This window comes from Bradyrhizobium sp. 139, from assembly GCF_023074175.1.
Lineage (GTDB): Bacteria > Pseudomonadota > Alphaproteobacteria > Rhizobiales > Xanthobacteraceae > Bradyrhizobium.
In genome coordinates, this window is record NZ_JADPKS010000035.1 from 106415 (window position 1) to 125583 (window position 19169).

General features: G+C 63.6%; 17 protein-coding genes. 9 read left to right on the forward strand and 8 right to left on the reverse strand.

Annotated features, from left to right (window positions below):
* Positions 1 to 259 precede the first annotated feature (259 nt).
* Together IVA80_RS09005 and IVA80_RS09010 are read left to right on the forward strand one after the other, a co-directional pair.
* Positions 260 to 1621, forward strand: a complete 1362-nt coding sequence (locus IVA80_RS09005; protein ID WP_247428194.1) for an adenylosuccinate lyase family protein — start codon at positions 260 to 262, stop codon at positions 1619 to 1621.
* Between the two features lie 112 nt (positions 1622 to 1733).
* A complete protein-coding gene (locus IVA80_RS09010; protein ID WP_247428196.1) occupies positions 1734 to 2990 on the forward strand; it encodes an aminopeptidase in 1257 nt (418 codons plus the stop codon).
* Positions 2991 to 3064: 74 nt separating this feature from the next.
* Here IVA80_RS09010 and IVA80_RS09015 read toward each other — a convergent pair whose 3' ends face one another.
* Positions 3065 to 3619, reverse strand: a complete 555-nt coding sequence (locus IVA80_RS09015) for a hypothetical protein (protein ID WP_247428198.1) — start codon at positions 3617 to 3619, stop codon at positions 3065 to 3067.
* 238 nt (positions 3620 to 3857) lie between these two features.
* Here IVA80_RS09015 and IVA80_RS09020 point away from each other — a divergent pair, with 238 nt between their 5' ends.
* A complete protein-coding gene (locus IVA80_RS09020; protein WP_247428200.1) occupies positions 3858 to 4313 on the forward strand; it encodes a cupin domain-containing protein in 456 nt (151 codons plus the stop codon).
* An 84-nt stretch (positions 4314 to 4397) separates the two neighbouring features.
* On the opposite strand, the gene IVA80_RS09025 is transcribed toward IVA80_RS09020, so the two are convergent.
* From IVA80_RS09025 to IVA80_RS09045, 5 genes are all read right to left on the reverse strand, one after another.
* Positions 4398 to 5450: an amidohydrolase family protein gene (locus tag IVA80_RS09025; protein WP_247428202.1), complete on the reverse strand. Its 1053-nt coding sequence runs from the start codon at positions 5448 to 5450 to the stop codon at positions 4398 to 4400.
* A gap of 109 nt (positions 5451 to 5559) precedes the next feature.
* Positions 5560 to 6081, reverse strand: a complete 522-nt coding sequence (locus tag IVA80_RS09030; protein ID WP_247428204.1) for a hypothetical protein — start codon at positions 6079 to 6081, stop codon at positions 5560 to 5562.
* Positions 6082 to 6146: 65 nt separating this feature from the next.
* Complete coding sequence (locus IVA80_RS09035; protein WP_247428206.1) at positions 6147 to 6962, reverse strand: MBL fold metallo-hydrolase; 816 nt, start codon at positions 6960 to 6962, stop codon at positions 6147 to 6149.
* Between the two features lie 107 nt (positions 6963 to 7069).
* Complete coding sequence (locus IVA80_RS09040; RefSeq protein ID WP_247428209.1) at positions 7070 to 8596, reverse strand: permease; 1527 nt, start codon at positions 8594 to 8596, stop codon at positions 7070 to 7072.
* On the reverse strand, positions 8593 to 9342 hold the full coding sequence (locus tag IVA80_RS09045) for an ABC transporter ATP-binding protein (RefSeq protein ID WP_247428212.1): 750 nt from the start codon (positions 9340 to 9342) through the stop codon (positions 8593 to 8595). Before IVA80_RS09045 ends, IVA80_RS09040 begins: the two co-directional genes overlap by 4 nt.
* Before the next feature lie 262 nt (positions 9343 to 9604).
* On the opposite strand from IVA80_RS09045, the gene IVA80_RS09050 reads away from it, so the two are divergent.
* The 6 genes from IVA80_RS09050 to IVA80_RS09075 all read left to right on the forward strand — a co-directional run bounded on the left by IVA80_RS09050 (position 9605) and on the right by IVA80_RS09075 (position 16435).
* Entirely contained in the window at positions 9605 to 10480 is an 876-nt protein-coding gene (locus tag IVA80_RS09050) for a branched-chain amino acid ABC transporter permease (RefSeq protein ID WP_247428215.1), read from the forward strand.
* 6 nt (positions 10481 to 10486) lie between these two features.
* Positions 10487 to 11638: a branched-chain amino acid ABC transporter permease gene (locus tag IVA80_RS09055; RefSeq protein WP_247428218.1), complete on the forward strand. Its 1152-nt coding sequence runs from the start codon at positions 10487 to 10489 to the stop codon at positions 11636 to 11638.
* Complete coding sequence (locus IVA80_RS09060; protein WP_247428221.1) at positions 11635 to 12393, forward strand: ABC transporter ATP-binding protein; 759 nt, start codon at positions 11635 to 11637, stop codon at positions 12391 to 12393. The genes IVA80_RS09055 and IVA80_RS09060 overlap by 4 nt, the downstream gene beginning before the upstream one ends.
* A 3-nt stretch (positions 12394 to 12396) precedes the next feature.
* Positions 12397 to 13185, forward strand: coding sequence for an ABC transporter ATP-binding protein (locus tag IVA80_RS09065; protein ID WP_247428224.1), 789 nt, complete (start codon positions 12397 to 12399; stop codon positions 13183 to 13185).
* A gap of 131 nt (positions 13186 to 13316) precedes the next feature.
* Positions 13317 to 15155, forward strand: a complete 1839-nt coding sequence (locus tag IVA80_RS09070; RefSeq protein WP_247428228.1) for an AMP-dependent synthetase/ligase — start codon at positions 13317 to 13319, stop codon at positions 15153 to 15155.
* 80 nt (positions 15156 to 15235) lie between these two features.
* On the forward strand, positions 15236 to 16435 hold the full coding sequence (locus tag IVA80_RS09075) for an ABC transporter substrate-binding protein (protein ID WP_247428231.1): 1200 nt from the start codon (positions 15236 to 15238) through the stop codon (positions 16433 to 16435).
* A 155-nt stretch (positions 16436 to 16590) separates the two neighbouring features.
* Here the strand turns inward: IVA80_RS09075 and IVA80_RS09080 are convergent, their stop codons facing one another.
* On the reverse strand, positions 16591 to 17715 hold the full coding sequence (locus tag IVA80_RS09080; RefSeq protein ID WP_247428234.1) for a lysozyme inhibitor LprI family protein: 1125 nt from the start codon (positions 17713 to 17715) through the stop codon (positions 16591 to 16593).
* Positions 17716 to 17840: 125 nt separating this feature from the next.
* Entirely contained in the window at positions 17841 to 18590 is a 750-nt protein-coding gene (locus IVA80_RS09085) for a transglutaminase-like cysteine peptidase (RefSeq protein WP_247428237.1), read from the reverse strand.
* Positions 18591 to 19169 lie beyond the last annotated feature (579 nt).

Genomic DNA, 19169 nt, shown 5'->3' on the forward strand with positions numbered 1-19169 from the left:
GTCTGTGAGTCTACTCACAGGCCTGCACGGTTCACCACGATCGCGTGATGGCAGCCATGCTGGTTTCGGATGGGAATGCAGCCTCCGCCAGAATGTGGCGATGTGAGTCAGATTGCCGGGGCTACGTTCTCCCGTCATTCCGGGCTCGCGCCAAGTGGCGCGCCCGGGAAGGACGGGAGTATCGGGCTTTGTCCATTGCCGAACGGCCTCGCCTGCGTAAGCTGCCTTCCACACAACACAGCAACCATAAAGAAACGTCATGCCCTCTTTTCACGCCTCGACCACCGTGCTCGATTCCATGCTGTTCCGCGACGCCTTCGGCACGCCGCAGATGCGCGAAGTGTTTTCCGACGTTGCGCTGGTGGCGCGCTATGCCGAGGTCGAGGTGGCGCTGGCGAAGGCGGAGGCGAAGTGCGGCGTAATCCCGCAGGAAGCCGCCGACCAGATCGCAGCGCGGACCGACGTCGCCGCACTCGATTTCGATCTGTTGCGGCAGGAGACCGACATCGTCGGCTATCCGATCCTGCCGCTGGTGCATCAGATGGTGAAGCAATGCGGCGAGGCCGGCCGCTACGTGCATTGGGGCGCGACCACGCAGGATATCATGGATACCGCCGTGGTGCTGCAACTGCGCGCCGCGCTCGAGATCGTCGAGCAGGATATCGCGGAGCTGCGAAAAATCCTCGCGGACCTCTCGAAGCGCTACCGCGACACGCCGATGGCCGGCCGCACCCATCTCCAGCAGGCGCTGCCGGTGACGTTCGGCTACAAGGCCGCGATCTGGCTCGCGATGTTCGACCGTCACGCCGAGCGGCTCGTGCAGTTGAAGCCGCGCGTGCTGGTCGGACAGTTCGCCGGCGCCGCCGGAACGCTGGCCTCGCTCGGCGACATGGGGTTTGAGGTGCAGGAGGCACTCTGCGCCGAGCTGAAGCTCGGCGTTCCCGCCTCGACCTGGCACGTCGCACGCGACGGCTTTGCCGAGGCGGTGAATTTCCTCGCGCTCGTTACCGGCTCGCTCGGCAAGGTCGCGCTCGACATCATGATCATGGCCTCGACCGAGTTCGCCGAGGTCTACGAGCCCTTCGTCAAAGGCCGCGGCGCCTCCTCGACCATGCCGCAGAAGCGCAACCCGATCTCCTCGGAACTGATGCTCGCGGCATCCAAGGCGGTGCGCCAGCACGCCGGCCTCATGCTGGATGCCATGGTGCAGGATTTCGAGCGCGCCACCGGGCCCTGGCATGCCGAATGGATGGCGATCCCGGAAAGTTTCGTGCTGACCGCCGGCGCACTGCACCAGGCGAAGTTTGCGCTCGCAGGCCTCATCGTCGATGAAAAGAAGATGAACGACAATCTCGCCCTCAGCCGCGGCCTGATCGTGGCCGAAGCGGTCATGATGGGGCTCGCGCCGCAGATCGGGCGGCAGGAGGCGCATGACGTTGTCTACGACGCCTGCCGGCTCGCCAACGAGAAGGATATGAGCCTGGCGGACGCACTCTCGTCCGACGCCCGAGTTTCGAGCCGGATCGACCGCGCCACAATCGATGCGCTGACTTCACCGAAAAATTACCTCGGCCTTGCTCCCGCCATGGTCGACCGGGTGCTGAAATCGGCAGCGCGGTGAAAACCAAAATGCGTGAAACTGCGTATCTTCCCCGTGCCGCAAGGCGCTCGCGCACTTGCGCCTTGCGATGCTAGACTTAGATGAAACAGAGACCTTCGGCAGAGGACCCCGCATGACTGATCACCGCAATTCCGCCACTCCCATCGATCCCGTGAAACTCGACCGGCTGGCCGAGGTGGCGGTGAAGGTGGGCCTGGGCTTGCGGCCGGGCCAGGATCTGCTCTTGACCGCGCCTGCGATCGCGTTGCCGCTGGTGCGGCGCATCGCCGTGCATGCCTACAAGGCCGGCGCCGGCATCGTGACCCCGATTCTCTCCGACGAAGAGATGACGCTGGCGCGCTATCACCATGGTCACGACAACAGCTTCGATCGTGCGGCCAACTGGCTCTATGAGGGCATGGCCAAGGCCTTCTCCGACAATACCGCGCGGCTCGCCATCGTCGGCGATAATCCGATGCTGCTGTCCGGCGAAGATCCTTCCAAGGTGGCGCGCGCCAGCAAGGCCAATTCGATGGCCTATCAGCCGGCGCTGGAAAAAATCGTCAATTTCGACACCAACTGGAACATCATCGCCTATCCGAGCCCGTCCTGGGCCAAGCAGGTATTCGCGGATGATCCCGAGGACGTTGCGATCGGCAAGCTGGCAGACGCGATCTTCGCGGCGTCCCGCGTCGACCGCGAGGACGCGATGGGCAATTGGGCGAGCCACAACGCGGTACTGCGCGAGCGCACCAACTGGCTCAACGGTCAGCGTTTTCGCGCGCTGCAATACGCAGGCCCCGGCATCGACCTCACCATCGGGCTTGCCGACGGACATGAGTGGGAGGGCGGCGCCTCGCTGTCCAAGAACGGCATCAGTTGCAACGCCAACATCCCGACCGAAGAGGTTTTCACCACGCCGCATTGCCGGCGCGTCTATGGTCATGTGGTGAGCTCGAAGCCGCTGTCCTATCAGGGCACACTGATCGACAACATCGCGGTGCGCTTCGAGGACGGCAGGATCGTCGACGCAAAGGCCTCGCGCGGCGCGGAGGTGCTGAACAAGGTGCTCGACACCGACGAAGGCGCGCGACGTCTCGGCGAGGTGGCGCTGGTGCCGCATTCCTCGCCGATCTCGCAGAGCGGGCTGTTGTTCTATAACACGCTGTTCGACGAGAACGCGGCGTCCCACATCGCGCTCGGCCAGTGCTATTCGAAATGCTTCGTCAACGGCGCCCAGCTCACGCCGCAGCAGATCGCCGCGCAAGGCGGCAACCAGAGCCTGATCCACATCGACTGGATGATCGGCTCGGCCGAGACCGACATCGATGGCATTCTCGCCGACGGCAGCAAGGTGCCGGTGTTCCGCAAGGGCGAGTGGGCGAAGTAGTTGCTTCACCTCTCCCGCTGGGGAGCGGTAAGGCTCTCGGCGACAGACCTTCCTGGATTCTGGTGCGATTCGCCTCACGCCGCCGCGTTGCGCAGCATCGGGTTGGTGTCGATGCTGAAGCGGTTGAACAGCGTCGTGAACGGGCTGCCGTCGGTGGCCCGTACGATAGCGTCGGACGTGGCGACCGCCTCGTAAAGCGCACCGATGGGATCGTCCGCCTCGGGCAGGTCGAGCGCGCCACGAATTTCCCCGCGGGCCTCATTGACCTCGTCCTCGTCGTCGAGTGCCGCCTCCAGCACATCCGCCGCGCGCCGCATCTCCGCGAGATCGCCGCCGGCGGAGAATTTGAGGATGTCCAGCCAGTAGGGGCGGGCGACGATCAGCTGGACGAAGGTCTCAAACGTACCAGCGATAATTCCTGTGCGGCCCTCCGACGAGACGTAAAGCACATTGCGGGACGGTAGCAGGACGAACGCGCCGCCGGAGCCGTCACTGCCGATCTGCCGGGGGCTTTCGACGCCGTCGATGGTGAACCAGAGCTCCTCTTCGGCTGCGAAGGAGACATCGAGGCTGCGGAGCCAGGCGACGACCTCGCCTTGGGCTGTCAGAACCTCTGGGGTGAGGGGCATCGTATGGGCTCCTTGGATGGTCACTTTCGCGCACTTTGTCGCACCCCGGAAAAGACGGGTTCATGTGCACGAATTTGCAGGGAAATCGCGACGTTAACCTCTTCGCGCCTGCAACTTGCGGCTGATTGTCGGAGGGCGCGTAAGAAAGAATTAAAAACCGGCTACTAGCGTTCCCAACATCTTTCGAAACAATCCGGGCCGAGACCCGGCCATACATATTATATTCTTGGGGAAGCAGATGTCGCGCGCATTGATTGAAATCAGTAGTTGCAATGTGGATCTTGAGCTGCGGCCGATCGAGCCGTCCTGGATCATCGAGGGCAATCCGGTGTCGCGCTCGCACATCCTGTCCACAAGCGACGACGGCACAGCCTCGACCATCATCTGGTCCTGCACAGAAGGTCGCTTCAACTGGTACTACGACATCGACGAGACGATCATGATCATGGAAGGATCGATCGTGCTCGAAAGCGACGGCATGCCGCCGAAGCGCTACGGCCCGGGCGACGTCATTTTCTTCCGGGACGGCGCGCATGCCAAATGGCATGTCGAAGGCCACGTCAAGAAGATTGCCTTCTGCCGCAAGACCAATCCCGTGATGATCGGTTTCCTGATCCGCGCCGTCAACAAGATCAAGCGGATGTTCGTCTCCGCCGGCGAGCGCCGTCCCGCCTCGCTGTTGGGGGCTGGCTAGAGCTCAACAATAGCGTTTCAAGGACGCTTCCCAGCGGCCACGACGGAAGAGGGGCCGGGACCAACATCCCGGCCCCTCTTCTCGTCATGCCAGCAGTTCGAGCCGGTAGACGTCGGTCGCCGTCTGCGAGAACAGCGCCGTCTTCTCGGCCTCGCTCAAGGGCGCCGCGATGCGCTTGAAGGCGTTGAAGATCACCTGATAGCTGCATTGGCCTTTGTCCGGCGGGAAATTGCTCTCGAACATCGCGCGCTTCGGGCCGAACGCTTCGATGCAGGTCTCGACATAGGGCCGCCAGGCCGCGGCAAGCTCTTCGGATGACGGCGGCCTCTCGCGCAAATGGAAGTCGTAACCGAGCAGGCACATTGCGAGACCGCCGAGTTTCACCACGACGTTCTCGCACTTTGCGATCTCCTGGATCGACGCGCGCCACTGCGGGAACACCTCTTCGCGCCGCCCGGCAAACCGGCCGAGGCCGGCTGGACCGCCGCAATGGTCGAGTACGATTTTGGTGTCGGGAAAGGCGCGCGCGAGCTCGGTCAGCTCGCCAATCTGCGGGTGAAACAGCCAGGCATCGAAGCTCAGGTTCAGCGGCGCGAGGCAGGCAAAGCCTTTGCGGAAGGTCGGATCCTGCAACAATGCCTTGGGCCGGTTGGCATACATGCCGGCGACGGCAGGGTCTTCGTCCCAGGCCGAGGAATGCCTGATGCCGCGGAAGCGGCCGTTGCCCGCCGCGATCTCGGCTTCCAGCACCGGCTTTGCGGCATCGCCCAGCAGCAGGTTGACGTGGCTGACGATGCCGGCGCAGATCGCGGCCGTACCGTAGCCGCCGCTTGCGCTCATGGCGGCGACGCCGTTGGCGAACTCGACTTCGCCGACCGGCCGGAATGCCTCGGGCCCGTGCGCGCGATACATCGAGCGGCAGTCGACATAGACGGTGGCGATGATGTTGTGGCCGGAGGCGATGTCGGCCGCCATCTCCTCGATCAGATAGCGATGCCCGCGATTCCAGAGATGGTGATGGGGATCGACGATTGGCCGCAAGGGATCGATGATCTGCTCCTGATATTGCGCAAGCCAGTCCTCGCGCGGCTCGACGAATAGTCCGCTCGTGTTGACGGACAGACCGCTTACAGCCATCGGCATTCGCTCCCTCTGTGTCTTCGTGGGAGCCTAGCATCTCGTCTTCGCATCCAGCTGCGCGCGCCACGCAACGGCGCCCGTCAGCGTGAGCACAGCGGCGCTGTGGTCAGCCCATGCGCCGTTTCGCCCTCACATCGACCACAAGGCACCAATCTGTTGCCGTGGCAGGCTTGACCTCACCAAGCCAGTGGAAGGAATCGCCTGCGATCTCTGTAAAACTCCAGCGCGTCAGGTCGCCTGCCTCGGTGGTGCCTTCCTGCACGATGTCCGCGCCGCGCGGGCGGCCGATCTGCTGGCGGAACACGCCCCGGCCCGGATCGAACCAGGAAATCCGCCAGGCGGAAATGGAGGGGTCGTAGACCCGTAGCGTCGTGCCGTACCAATTGCCGGCGATCGGAAAGGCTGGCGCGCCCGTGGGCCGCGGAATGATCCAGACGTCCTGGATGGCGCGGCCCTCCAGCACCCAGTCGAAATGGATTTCGCCGGGTGCGGTGTGTTTCGTTCCATCGGGCCCGTGGGCGGTGATCTCGGCATCCCAGTCACCGACGAAGCGGCCGTAAAGCTGGAGCGCGGCGGCGTGCTCGGGGTTTGGTCCGTCCGCGTGCAACAATCTTGCAAAATCTGTCATGTCGATCTCCTGTTGCCAAGAGATCAGCATGAACGGATGACGGGCGACTTGGAGAAAATTGCGCGTCAGACGCCGTCGAGGATGATCAGTGTCGGCGTCGTCGGCAGCGCGTCCCGCGACATCCTGAAGGAGCGGTCGCTGCGCCGGTCGATCTCGAACTGCTGGCCGATGCGGCGCATGAAATCGTCGAGCGGGGTGGCGAAGCGGTGCATCGGCAGCACGACCGACGCGCGCAGCCGCTTGGTAATCTCCGAGATGCCGTCGAGCGACATGGTATAGGTGCCATCGATCGGCACCATCACGATGTCGAGCCGCCCGATCTGGGCAAAATGGCTGTCGTCGAGCTTGTGGTGGAGATGACCGAGATGGCCGATGCAGAGGCCGGCGACCTCGAAGACGAAGATCGAATTGCCGTCGCGGATCATGTCGGCACCGGTATCGTCGCCGAAATAGCGGCGGATGTCGGTCGTGACGTTGCGGATGAAGGTGTCAGCGATGCGCTCCGACACGATCGCCGGCTTGCCGTCCTCGCCCCAGCCATGCAGCACATGGGGAATGCGCTTGTCGGGGACGAGAGTGTAGTGCGTGCTGTGGGCGCGGTTCATGGTGGCGACGTCGGGCAGCCGGCCCATCTGGTGGGCGCCGCTATAGTCGGTGGCGATGCGCAAGCCACCCGGCGTGTCGATGAAATAGGTGGAGTGGCCGGCATAGGTGATTTCGACCTCGGCCGCGCCGGCGGCCTGCCGGAAGGCGGCCGGTATCGCGCGGGGGGCGGCGTTCGCCATCGCCAGGCATTCGCTGCGCTGAGGCGGCTGCTGAGCGAGGGCAGGTGGGACGAATGCGCTGAACAGCGCCAGAGCCGCCGAAACCAGTCGCCACATATCCGTCCCCGATGACCTTCAGGGGAAAGTTTAGCGTGCAATGCAGCGCGAGGCCAATGGGCTGCGATCAACAGCGCGTCAGTTGTCGCACCTCTCGCGCGCACCTTTCATTCGCGCTTTGGACTGAACTTCCAGGTGATGGCGACGAGGCTAGCTGTGATCAGGCCGCTGATGAGGCCGGCGATCGGGAGAGCCAGCAGCAGCGCGGCGCTGGCGGCCCAGCCGATCGAGGAGAAAGCTTCGGCGAAGGTCGCCAGCCGCGACGAAGTCTGACGGCGGCGGAATTGGCTGCGCCGGGCCTGCACCCGGAACCAGAGCTGGATTGCGGTGGCCGAGGCCGCGCTGATGATGACGGCTCCGGCGCTGACCGCGGCCTGGAACGGCGAGGCGAAGGCCAGCGCCGCGACCAGCGGGCAAAAGATGACGGCGATCGCGATCAGCACCACCTCGATCTTGGCGCGGATGACGCTTGACGGCGTCAGCGGCGCGGTCGCAACCAGATCAGGCGCGTCCTCGCCCGAAATCGTCAGCCAGGCGAGCCCGCCCGCGAGCTGTCCCGCCGCCATCACGATGACAGGTGTGATCAGCGTCAGCGCCGCGGAGCTGTCGGCAAAGCTGCGCCAGAGCAGCAGCGCCGGCGGCACCAAGTAGAGCAGCTGCATGAGGGTCTGCGAGATCAGCCAGGGATCGCGCCAGAGCAGCGTGAATTCCTTGCGCCGCAGCGCCTGTTGCCGCGATCCGCCGCGGAACGGGCGTTCCTTCGCACGCCTGCGGCCGGAGGTGCCGTAGGCGGCGGCATCGATCGCGGTATCGGCGAAGCGGCCCGAGAAGATCGCCATCACACTTCCGAGCAGCACGAGCCCGAGCGCCAGAAGCAGCAGCAGCGCTTCGCTGTCGCCCATGGTCGCGCGCGCCGGCCACCACCAAAAGCTGTCGACATCGGGCGCGTAGTCGGCCACGCTACCTGAGGTCAGGATGGTGAAGCGCGACAGCGTGCCGTAGGACATGATCGCGGCGACCTGGAGTGCGATCACGAACCCGGCGCCGATGATCGCGGCGAGGATCTGGGCGACGAAGCGTGTCCGCGCCGGGCCGATCAGGCGGAACAGCAGGATGGTGACGGCGATCGCGATCGCCGCGGCGGAGAGGCCCATGGCGATGACGACGCCGAACGCCGCAAGCCATCGCGCGCCGCCGCCGAACACCAGCACGTCGATGAAAGGCGTCGAGAACAGCAGCGCCATCATCGTGACGGTGAGTGCGATCGCGGCGATGCGCACCGAGAACAGATTGGCCAGCGTCGCGGGTGAGGACATGATGAGGTCGAGATCGGCGCGGGCGTAAAACACTCGCGTCACCGATTCAATCGCCTGCGACAACATCAAGGTCCAGGCGAGGAAGATCGTTGCCGAGATCACGATCAGCGAGGATTTGTCGAGCGGCAGTTGCAGATCGGCGAAGCGGCCGATCACTGCCCAGGCCGGCACATGCAGCAGCGCCGCGAAGAACAACAGTCCGATCATCGCGGCGCGCGCCCGTTTGCGCCGGCCGCCGGTCATCATGGCGAACCATTCGCGCCAGGCAAGCCGGAGCTCGTGGCGGGCAAACCAGGACAGCGCGGTCGCCGAGCTCATGCGGCTTCCTGGAGCGTCACCAGCGCGATGAAGAGATCTTCGAGACTGGTGTCGGCACGGCCGTTCTGCTGGCGCAGCTCGGTGAGTGTGCCCTCCGCGACCAGGCGGCCGGACGCGATCACGCCGATGCGATCGGCCATGCGTTCGGCAACCTCGAGAATATGCGTGGTCATAATGACGGTACAGCCGGCCCGGACGCGGTCGCTGAGGAGGCTCTTCACGTGGCGGGCCGAAACGGCATCGAGGCCCGTCAGCGGTTCGTCGAGGATGATGAGGCGGGGATCGTGCACCAGCGCGCCGGCGAGCGCGACCTTCTGGCGCATGCCCTTGGAAAAGCCTTCGCAGCGTTCGTGCCGGTGCGGCTCGAGCCCGAGCGAACTCAGCAGTTCCTGCGCGACCGGTTCCGAAACGGATGGCGCGATGCCCCAGAGGCCGGCGACGAATTCGAGATATTCGAGCGGGGTCAGCTTGTCATAGATCATGGGCTCGTCGGAGACCCAGGCCATCACCTGCTTAGCGGCGACGGGATTCTGGAGCGCATCGATGCCGAAGATCGAGACCGCGCCGGTATCGGGCCTGAGCAGGCCGGCCACCATGCGCAAAGTAGTGGTCTTGCCGGCACCGTTGGGGCCGACCAGCGCATAGAATTCGCCGGCGTGAATGGTGAGATCGAGGTTATCGACCGCCAGACGGTCAAAACGCTTCGTTAACCCCAGGACTTCCAACGCCGAGTTGTCCAGCTTCATGACGGCACACCTTGCGGTTTTGCATCGCCCGCGACCATGACCCGAAGATGTTTCGGCACCATGAATCGCTCTGCCGCAAATTCCGGCATGCGGGTTGGACTAAAGGCAAGTCACCGTTTGTTGACAGGGCCATGCGGTTCAGGCTGAATTGGCGCCGGGACAAGCGGCGCTAACGCGGTGGAACGACCGCGTAGCGACTGGACACAAGATGCAGCAAGGCGGTCACGAAGAACCGCTGGTTGTATCGGGAGGATGCGCGACGATGCTGGATTTCGTTCAGCAGCTGGTCAGCGGTGTTGCGCTCGGCTGCGTCTACGGCCTGATCGCGCTCGGCTTCGTGCTCGTCTATAAGGCCACGGAGGTCGTCAATTTCGCCCAGGGCGATTTGATGATGCTGGGCGGCTTCTTCGCTTTCACCTTCATCGGGATGATGGGACTGAACTACTGGATCGGCTTTGCCGGTGCGGTGGCCGCCATGGCGCTGTTCGGCATGCTGGCGGAGCGCGTGGTGGTGCGGCCGATCCTCGGCTATCCGCAATTCTCCATCATCATGGCCACCATCGGACTCGGCTACTTCCTGCGCTCGATCGCCGGCATGATCTGGGGCACCGATGATTTGAAGATCGAGACGCCGTTCAGCCAGGGCGTTCTGCGCGTCGGCTCGCTTGTGCTTGCCTACGACAAGCTCTCGGTGATCGCGGCAACGATGATCTTGTGCACGCTGCTCTGGCTGTTCTTCAACAAGACCACGCTCGGCACCGCGATGCGCGCCAGTTCCGAGAACATGCTGGCGGCCTATTACATGGGCATTCCGGTCAAGCGCGTGGTATCGGTGGTCTGGGCGATCAGCGCGGCGGTCGCGACCTGCGCCGGCGTGCTGCTGGCGCCGATCACCTTCATCCATTCCAATGTCGGCCTGGTGCTTGGCCTGAAGGCGTTTCCGGCCGCTGTCCTCGGCGGCTTCGGCTCGATCCCCGGCGCAGTGGTCGGCGGTGTCCTGATCGGCGTGATCGAGAGCATGGCCGGCTTCTATCTGGCAGAGGGATGGAAGGACGTCGCGCCCTACATCGTGCTGCTCGCGGTGCTGCTGCTCAAGCCCGAAGGCCTGTTCGGCCTTCACGTCCGCAAGAAGGTCTGAACGCCCATGCGCTTCCTGTTCAAGACCGACTATGAGGACGACATCAGGCTGTTTCCGCATTCGGGCTATGTCGTTTCCTATGGCGTTCTGCTCGCGCTGCTGCTGATCGCGCCCTATGTGCTCTCCAGCTATCTGATGAGCCAGCTCGTCTTCGTCTGCATCTACGCGACCGTTGGCGTCGCCCTCCTGATCCTGACCGGTTTTACGGGGCAGGCTTCGCTCGGGCATGCGGCATTTCTTGCCATCGGCGCTTATACGGCGGCGTACTTGCAGAAATACAACGTGCCGTTCCCGGTCTATTTCCTCGCCGCCGGCCTCCTGGCCGGCTGCATCGGCGCCTTGGTCGGCTTTCCCGCCCTGCGCCTGACCGGCATCTATCTCGTCATCGCCACGATCTCCTTTGCCTTGATCGTCGAGGAGATCCTGGCGCGATGGGAGAGCGTCACCAACGGCAATGAGGGCATGCGGGTCAAGACGCTGTCGCTGCTCGGCGTCACTGTCCCGCGCGACAGCCCGACCTTCTATTTCCTCTGCCTCGCCGTGCTGGTGCTGACCATCGTCGGCACGCTCAATTTGCTGCGTTCGCCGACCGGGCGCGCCTTCGTCGCGATCCGCGACAGCGAGACCGCAGCGCGCAGCATGGGCGTCAATGTCGCGCTGTACAAGGTGAAGTCCTTTGCGATCTCGGCGGCGATCACCGGCTTTGCCGGCGTGCTGTTCGCACACAAGCTCTCCTTCATCTCGCCGGAGATGTTCACGCTCCAGCTCTCGATCGAGTTCATCATCGTGATCCTGATCGGCGGCACCTTCAGCCTGCACGGCGCGGTGCTGGGCGCGATCTTCATCGTGATGATCGACCCGTTCCTGACCTATCTGAAGGACGACATGCCCGGCATCATCGCCGGTATTGTCGCCACCTTCGGCGCGGGCACGCAAGGAGCGGCCAACGTCCAGTCCAAGGTCGCGGCCTTCGCCTCGCTGAACGGGCTGAAGGGCGCGATCTACGGCATCATCATCGTGCTGTTCGTTCTGTTCGAGCCGCTCGGGCTCTACGGCCGCTGGCTCAAGATCAAACTCTTCTTCCAGCTCTTCCCGCTCTACAAGCGCGCCACCTTCAAGCGGCAGAAGATCTACGTGAAGTCGGAGCGCAACCGATGAGCTATTTCCGCGCCGAAAACCTGTCCTTGCACTTCGGCGGGCTCAAGGCGGTGGACGCAGTGTCATTCGCGGTCGAGAAGGGCGAGATCCTCTCGATCATCGGGCCGAACGGCGCCGGCAAAAGCTCGATCTTCAATTTGATCTCGCGGATCTACCGGCCGACCTCGGGCCGCATCTTCTTCGAGGATCGGGACATCACGGAACAGCCGCCCTACGACATCGCCAGGCTCGGCATCGCCCGCACCTTCCAGAACATCGAGCTGTTCGAGAATGCGACCGTGCTGTCGAACCTTTTGGTCGGGCGCCACCGGCATTCGACCACGCAGCTCTGGCAGGAATTGCTGTTCCTGCCGAGCGTGCGCGCCAACGAGAAGGTGCATCGCCGCCGCGTCGAGCAGGTCATCGAATTTCTCGATCTCGAACCCTATCGCGACAAGCTGATCTCGGGCCTGCCCTACGGCGTGCGCAAGGTGATCGAGCTTGCGCGCGCGCTGTGCTCGGAGCCAAAACTGATCCTGCTGGACGAGCCCTCCTCCGGCCTCAATGTCGAGGAGACCGGCGACATGTCGTTCTGGATCCGCGACATGAAGAACGAGCTTGGCGTCACCGTGCTGATGGTCGAGCACGACATGTCGCTGGTCAACCGCGTCTCCGACCGCGTCATCGCGCTGAACTACGGCCGGGTGCTCGCCACGGGTTCGCCTGCCGAAGTGCAGCAGCATCCTGATGTCGTCGCCGCGTATCTGGGAGCCTGACGCATGGATGGCGCTGTCACGCCCGATATCATCTTGAAACTCTCCAACATCGAGAGCTATTACGGGCCGATCATGGCGATCCGCGGCATCTCGCTGGAGGTGCCGCGCGGCCGCATCGTCACGCTCTTGGGCGCCAACGGCGCCGGCAAGACCACGGTGCTGAAGACCATCTCGGGCATTCTCGATCCGCAGAAGGGCGCCATCGAGTTCTTGGGAAAGCCGATCCAGCGCATGGAGGCCGACAGGATCGTGCGGCTGGGCCTGAGCCACGTGCCCGAGGGGCGCGAGGTGTTCCCGTTTCTCTCCGTGCGTGAGAACCTGATGATGGGCGCCTATCCGCGCCGGGATCGCGACGCCGTCGCGGAGGATCTGGAGCGCGTCTACGGCTATTTCCCGCGGCTGAAGGAGCGCATCAACCAGCCGGCCGGCCAGCTTTCCGGCGGCGAGCAGCAGATGCTGGCGATCGGACGCGCGCTGATGAACCGGCCGGCGCTGCTGCTGCTCGACGAGCCCTCGCTCGGCCTGTCGCCCATTTTGGTGAAGGAGATTTTCACGATCGTCCGCCGCGTCAACGAGGAGCAGGGCATGTCGATCCTGCTGGTCGAGCAGAATGCCAAGGTGGCGCTCGAGACGGCGGATTACGGCTATGTGCTCGAGATCGGCCGCATCGTGATGAACGACACCTGCGAGCGCTTGATGCATTCGAAGGACATCCAGGAATTCTACCTTGGTGCCAAGGAAGCGGGCGCACGAGGCGAGCGGCGCTGGAAGAAGAAGAAGACGTGGCGTTGAAGGAAAACCCGGCGGTGGAGGAAGAATTGGCGCTGGAGGAAGAATTGGCGTTAGATGCACGAGCCCATCCGCAACAATAGACCGCCGGCAAGGCAGGCAGCGGCGGGGAAAGCGACAAGGAGGAGACGCGCATGGCCCGACCGGCGGTGCTGACGGTCGCTGATACGATCGCGAAAAGCTTTTTGCGCGCTGCTGAGACGCGGGGCGACAGGCCGGCCATCCGCGAGAAGAAATTCGGCATCTGGCAGCCGACCAGCTGGCGCGAATGGCTGGAGATTTCGAAGGAGATTGCCTACGCGCTTCACGCCTCCGGCTTTCTGCCCGGCGACGTCGCCTCCATCATTGCCAATGCCGTGCCGGAATGGGTTCATGCCGACATGGGCATTTTGTGTGCTGGCGGTGTTTCCTCTGGAATCTATCCGACCGATGCATCGTCCCAGGTCGAATATCTGGTCAACGATTCCCGGACCAAAGTGATCTTCGCCGAGGACGAGGAGCAACTCGACAAGTTGCTTGCCTGCCGCGCGCGCTGTCCATCTCTGCAAAAAATTATCGTGTTCGACATGGAGGGCCTCAGCGGCTTCTCCGACGACATGATGATGTCGCTCGACGAATTCCGGGCGCTCGGCCGCAACCATATGGTCGGCCGCGAGGCGTTGTGGCAGGAGATGATCGACAGCCGCAGCGCCGGCGACCTCGCGGTGCTCGTCTACACCTCGGGCACGACCGGTCCGCCCAAGGGCGCGATGCATGCCAACCGCAGCGTCACGCACCAGATGCGGCATGCCAACGATTTCATTCCGGCGCGGGAGGACGAAGACAGGCTGATCTTCCTGCCGCTCTGTCACGTCGCCGAGCGCATCGGCGGCTACTACATCTCCGTCGCGCTCGGATCGGTGATGAACTTTGCCGAAAGCCCCGAGACGGTCCCGGACAACTTGCGCGAGGTGCAGCCGACCGTCTTCCTTGCGGTGCCGCGGATTTGGGAAAAATTCTATTCCGCGATCACCATCGCGCTGAAGGACGCGACGCCGCTCCAGCGATGGGTCTATCGCCGCGCCGTCCAGATCGGCTATCGCATGGTCGACCGCCGCATCGAGGGCAAGGCGGTGCCGCTCTCGTTGCGCATCGCCAATGCCATCGCCTACCGGCTCGTGTTCCGCAACATCCGCCGCATGATCGGGCTCGACCGCTGCCGCATCGCGTTCACGGGCGCTGCGCCCATCGCGCCGGAGCTGATCCGCTGGTATCTCGCGCTCGGCATCGACATCCACGAGGTCTACGGCCAGACCGAGAATTGCGGGGTCGCGACCATGATGCCGGCGGAGCGCATCAAGCTCGGCTCGGTCGGCACAGCCGTGTCCTGGGGCGAGGTCGCGCTGTCACCCGACGGCGAGATCCTGATCAAGGGTGACTTCCTGTTCATGGGCTATCTGAACCAGCCGGAGAAGACCGCGGAGGCCATCGACCGTCGCGGCTGGCTGCATACCGGCGACGTCGGCACCATCGACAATGAAGGTTTCGTCCGCGTCACTGACCGAATGAAGGACATCATCATCACCTCCGGCGGCAAGAACATCACGCCGTCCGAGATCGAGAACCAACTCAAATTCTCGCCCTATATTTCGGACGCCGTGGTGATCGGCGACAAGCGGCCGTACCTCACCTGTCTCGTGATGATCGACCAGGAGAACGTCGAGAAGTTCGCCCAGGACCACGACATCCCCTTCACCAATTATGCGAGTCTGTGCCGGGCGACGGAGATCCAGGACCTGATCTGGCGCGAGATCGAACAGGTCAACGGCAATTTCGCCCGCGTCGAGACCATCAAGAGATTTTATCTGATCGAGCGCCAGCTGACCCCGGAGGACGAGGAGCTGACGCCGACCATGAAGCTGAAGCGCGGCTTCGTGAACAAGCGCTACGCCGCCGAGATCGAGGCGATGTACCGCCAGCGCGCGGTGGCGTGACGAGTCTGCCAGTTCGAGAAAGCGAAGGAGCCGTGGCCCCACCCTTCGCGCCAAACGGGCCCAAAGGAGAGGAGACGTCGATGTCGAAATCGTTCAGCACGTTCGGCCTTGCTGTGAGTGCCGTGGTGCTCACCTGTCTGCCGGCCGCGGCGCAAACCAAGGTCACCAACGAGGGCATCTCGGCATCCGAGATCGTCATCGGCACCCATCAGGACCTGTCGGGACCGATCAAAGGCTGGGGCGTACCGGTCTCCAACGGCATGAAGATGGCGGTCGAGGAGGTCAACGCCGCCGGCGGCATCAACGGTCGCAAGATCCGGCTGGTGGTTGAGGACAGCGGCTACGATCCGAAAAAGGCCGTGCTGGCTTCGCAAAAACTGATCGAGCGCGACAAGATCTTCGCGATGGTGGGACCGATGGGATCGCCGACCGTGCTCGCGGCGCAGGATATCCTGCTCGACGCCGGCGTGCTTCAGCTCTTCCCGCTGACGGCGGCCGAGTTCACCTTCAAGTTCGATCCGGCCAAGCCGCAGGAGCGACTGAAGTTCAACAACCTCTTGCCTTACGTCGAGAGCACGCGCGCGGCGCTGAAATACATGATGGAGTGGAAGAGCTTCAAGAAGCCATGCATCATGCATCAGGATGACGAGTACGGAAAGAACGTGCTCGACGGCTTCAACCAGCAGCTCACCGCCATGAAGCTGCAGCCGGCCTCGATCACGAGCTACAAGCGCGGCGCCTCCGACTTCAGCGCGCAGGTCGCCAAGATGAAGTCCGACGGCTGCGACCTCGTCGTGCTCGGCGCGGTGCTCCGCGAGCCTATCGGCGCCATGACCGAGGCCAGGAAGCTCGGCTGGGAGGTCACCTTCCTTGGGGCCACGCCCACCAACGTGATGGAGGTGCCGATGCTCGGCAAGGATGCCGTCGAGGGCCTCTACGCCGCGTCCGGCTTCGAGATCCCCTATGAGGACACCGCCAAGGGCAAGGTCAAGGACTGGCTCGTCAACTACAAGAAGATGTTTGGCACCGATGCCAACACGCAGGCCATCATCGGCTACAATGCAGTGATGACGTTTGCGTTCTACGCGAACAAGGCGGGCAAGGATCTGACCGGACAGAAGATGCTGGACGCGCTGGAGTCGGGCGAGAAATTCCTCGACATCTTCAACTCGCCCCCGACGAAGTTCTCCAAGACCGACCATCTTGCCAACACCATCACCCAGGTGCAGCAGGTCAAGGGCGGCCGCTGGGTCTTGGTGAAGGACAATCTGATGTTTTGATCTTCGCCTCTCCCCGCTTGCGGGGAGAGGCCGGAATTTGCGAGAGCAAATTCCGGGTGAGGGGCAGTCTCCGCGAGTCCGTCTTTCACTGTCTTGGCGGAAGCTGCCCCTCACCCCGGCCCTCTCCCCGTAAGAACGGGGAGAGAGAGAAGTGCCTACGATCCACCGCCCGCGGTGCCCGAGTTCACCGGCGCGAGTTCGTCCTCCCGGCAGCGCCAGCCGTCGGCGGCTTTCACGAAGGCGAAGGTCCGCTGGATTCTCAGGCGGCGCGTCACGTTGAAGGCCTCGCCGGATCGCTCCTTATTGCCGACGCCCGGCTGCGGACGGCCCGTGTTGGGGTCCCAGCAGGTGCCGGTGCAGGTGGAAGCAACCTTGCTGCACATGGTGAAGGGCGCCAGCACGGCCATCTCGATCTCGCCCGTGACCTGCGCCTCCTGATCGGTCACCTGGCTGTCGAGCGCGTAGACGCGGTTGATGCGGAGGAAATTGCCGCACGAATTGGCGGCGTGAATCCGCGCGGCGCAAAAATCGACGGCGTCGGTGTCGGGCGAGCGGGCCGCGACCTGTCGGCCGAACACTTTCTTCGGATCGCCTTTCGCCGCGCGGATCTCATCAGTCTTGTGCTTCAAATGGTCAGCGAGACAGCTTTCCGCGGATTCGAGCTCCTGGAGCGGCACGTTCTCCTTGCCGACGATACTGCATTTGCGATCGCGCTCTCGCGTCCATCGGCCATATTCGGCGAAGGCAAAGCGCGCCGCGGTCGGGTCCAGTTTGCCGATCAGGCCGAGCACCTGGTCATTGAGTTCAGTTTCGGCGAGCGCCAGCGCCGGGTCTGCGCAGATCAGCGCGCCGGCCGCAGTGTTGGCGGCGAGACAATCGAAATCGGGATCGCGCACGATCGCGGCGCGCTCCTCGGTCACCTTGAGAAGGCACGCCTTCACCCGGTCGAAATCATCATGGCGGATCGCGGTCTGGCCGACGATGCCGCAGCCGAGGTTGCGCTGTCGGATCCAGATCGCATTCTCCTCGACCGCGGGCAGGCGATCGGGCAGCCGGACGAGCCGCGCCTCGATAGCCGTGCTGAGCTTCTCGGCGGCAGCGGCCAGCTCGGCGTCACCGCAGAACAATTGATTGCCGGGATCGCGGACCTGCTGGCAGTTGTTCCTGGCAAGCAGCGGCAGTCTGGCGGCGATGGAGCGGTCGGGCGTGCCGGACTGCGCGAAGCCTGGTGCCGCCGACAGCGCCAGCAGCGCAAGCACAGACAGCATGATGAACCGCATTCCACTCGTTCCCCCGCATAGCCGGCGCCATGCTAGCGTTCCTGATCGCGCGGCGAAATGGCTTTGTGGCTTTCAGGTGAACGTAGTCTCGATGGAGCTGCGCGCTCCATCCAGGCTAGAGGAGATCAGCGCGCCTCGGCGGCGACCATTGCCAGGCTGTCCACGCCGGAGAACCGCACGGGTTCGTCGACATATTTCATCACGGCGGACTGGTACAGCACGAACAGCGGCTGGTAGGTCTGCGCAGCGTCGTCCTCGAGCATCGCCATGCGGCGGTTGTCGAGCATCAGCCAGTGGCCGTCGAGCTTTGCCGCGGCAACCGCATGCTCTTCGCCGACGCGGGTGTCGCGCACCACGACGATGCGGAGGTCCTCGGTGGCAACGCCCGCCAGCCGCAGCGCCGCGAGCTTGGCAATGGCATAGTCTTCGCAATCGCCGGCGCCCCGCGCGAAGGTCGCGAGCGGCGCGCTCCAGATGTCGTCGGTGCCGTCGTTGGCGGTCCGGATGGTGAGGTTGATGGCGCGGTTGGTCTCGCCCAGCCGCGCGCGGCCGTCGCGGGCGCGGGCCTGATCGACGATAGCGAGCAGCTTCAGTGCCGCGGGCGAGGCGCAATTGTCACGATCGCCGTCGCACAGCGCGAGCTGCACCATATCGTCGTCGAGCTTCTGCTTCAGCGCGAACCATTTCTGTTGCAGGCTGCCGGACAAGATGGCGAAGGCGAACACACCGAACGGTTCGGCGGATTTGCGCACGAGGACGCCGGCGCCCGGCGACAGCAGCGTGCCGGCGCGAAGATCGGCAGCCGATCCGAGCAGGATCAATCCGCACAAGACAAGGATTGCGCGCCAGGCGCGCGAGCGAGCAGCGGTCTCCATCTGACACCCCCTTCCGGCTTCGCCAGATCCCTTCGACCTGTACGTGCCGGGCTTATTGCTTCGCGGAGATAGTGAGAGACGGGCCGTTTTGTTCTGCTTAATGCGCCCGGCAGGGGCACCAAAACCGTAGGACAGCCTGAAACGGGCCTGCCCAAATTGCGTAAAATTTTACGATTCGGAGCCAGGAGGGCTCCGGCTTCCGGGAAGTGGGGCCAATCACAGGCAGAAGTTGTGGGGCGGCCGGTTCTGCGCCTTATGGCTAATGACCCGCTATTTCACGGGGTCTGTTAATTAGGTCACAGATTTTGCCCCGTATTTGCCGCAGGATGTTGCGGGGCCTCACGAACCAAAGATGACACAAGTATCTGCTGTCAACATTGTACAGCATATTACTTGTGATGACTGGAAATGCATGCAGATAAGCCGATTTCAGCCTCAGAAATCTTGGATTATTACTTCCGCTTCTCTGTGAGCGAGCCGCTTTTCAGCGGGGCCATCACCAAGTGACGCGAAATCACACAAGCAATAGATGGTTTCGCTAAGGACTTGGTAATGCTATGCAAGCTTAGGCGATTGATA

Excerpts from the sequence above, each read along its gene's own strand:
- IVA80_RS09005 (WP_247428194.1), top strand. The coding sequence starts at position 260 with ATGCCCTCTTTTCACGCCTCGACCACCGTGCTCGATTCCATGCTGTTC.
- IVA80_RS09065 (WP_247428224.1), top strand. The coding sequence starts at position 12,397 with ATGGATGGCGCTGTCACGCCCGATATCATCTTGAAACTCTCCAACATC.
- IVA80_RS09080 (WP_247428234.1), bottom strand. The coding sequence starts at position 17,715 with ATGCGGTTCATCATGCTGTCTGTGCTTGCGCTGCTGGCGCTGTCGGCG.
- IVA80_RS09055 (WP_247428218.1), top strand. The coding sequence starts at position 10,487 with ATGCGCTTCCTGTTCAAGACCGACTATGAGGACGACATCAGGCTGTTT.
- IVA80_RS09070 (WP_247428228.1), top strand. The coding sequence starts at position 13,317 with ATGGCCCGACCGGCGGTGCTGACGGTCGCTGATACGATCGCGAAAAGC.
- IVA80_RS09040 (WP_247428209.1), bottom strand. The coding sequence starts at position 8,596 with ATGAGCTCGGCGACCGCGCTGTCCTGGTTTGCCCGCCACGAGCTCCGG.
- IVA80_RS09035 (WP_247428206.1), bottom strand. The coding sequence starts at position 6,962 with ATGTGGCGACTGGTTTCGGCGGCTCTGGCGCTGTTCAGCGCATTCGTC.
- IVA80_RS09020 (WP_247428200.1), top strand. The coding sequence starts at position 3,858 with ATGTCGCGCGCATTGATTGAAATCAGTAGTTGCAATGTGGATCTTGAG.
- IVA80_RS09015 (WP_247428198.1), bottom strand. The coding sequence starts at position 3,619 with ATGCCCCTCACCCCAGAGGTTCTGACAGCCCAAGGCGAGGTCGTCGCC.
- IVA80_RS09050 (WP_247428215.1), top strand. The coding sequence starts at position 9,605 with ATGCTGGATTTCGTTCAGCAGCTGGTCAGCGGTGTTGCGCTCGGCTGC.
- IVA80_RS09030 (WP_247428204.1), bottom strand. The coding sequence starts at position 6,081 with ATGACAGATTTTGCAAGATTGTTGCACGCGGACGGACCAAACCCCGAG.
- IVA80_RS09025 (WP_247428202.1), bottom strand. The coding sequence starts at position 5,450 with ATGGCTGTAAGCGGTCTGTCCGTCAACACGAGCGGACTATTCGTCGAG.
- IVA80_RS09045 (WP_247428212.1), bottom strand. The coding sequence starts at position 9,342 with ATGAAGCTGGACAACTCGGCGTTGGAAGTCCTGGGGTTAACGAAGCGT.
- IVA80_RS09060 (WP_247428221.1), top strand. The coding sequence starts at position 11,635 with ATGAGCTATTTCCGCGCCGAAAACCTGTCCTTGCACTTCGGCGGGCTC.
- IVA80_RS09085 (WP_247428237.1), bottom strand. The coding sequence starts at position 18,590 with ATGGAGACCGCTGCTCGCTCGCGCGCCTGGCGCGCAATCCTTGTCTTG.
- IVA80_RS09010 (WP_247428196.1), top strand. The coding sequence starts at position 1,734 with ATGACTGATCACCGCAATTCCGCCACTCCCATCGATCCCGTGAAACTC.
- IVA80_RS09075 (WP_247428231.1), top strand. The coding sequence starts at position 15,236 with ATGTCGAAATCGTTCAGCACGTTCGGCCTTGCTGTGAGTGCCGTGGTG.